This window comes from Virgibacillus salexigens, from assembly GCF_014905415.1.
Classification (GTDB): Bacteria; Bacillota; Bacilli; order Bacillales; family Amphibacillaceae; genus Virgibacillus; species Virgibacillus salexigens.
In genome coordinates this window covers 1-329 of sequence record NZ_BNEO01000083.1, presented here as the reverse complement: position 1 = coordinate 329, position 329 = coordinate 1, and the positions used below count along the sequence as shown (strand labels likewise).

The following is a 329-nucleotide window of genomic DNA, read 5'->3' as shown; positions in this document are numbered from 1 at the left end:
ATATGGATGCATTGCTTCTTTAGGTACATACTGATTAATTAATTTAGTTATTTGGGCAGACACATATAAGTAATCGGCCATATGTGCTGGCACAATATATATATCTGGATCATCTGGTAGTTCAAAGAGACGACTAACATTACTAATGCCATATTTCTTTTTTAAAGCTGGGGAAGCAGCCAGTACGATACTTGCGGATCGATTCGGATCTCCTACTACTGCAGGTAGTACCTGCATTGGATCCTTTCCTAATTTAACTGCTTCGACACTTGCATAGAACGAACGCATATCAATACATAGAACACCGTTACGTGGGTACGATGCATAAT

At 38.9% G+C, this 329-nt stretch carries 1 protein-coding gene; it reads right to left on the bottom strand.

What is annotated here, in order from left to right:
• Positions 1–329 (bottom strand): Y-family DNA polymerase (locus JKP73_RS22335; RefSeq protein ID WP_498370538.1); only part of this gene is annotated, 329 nt, incomplete at both ends.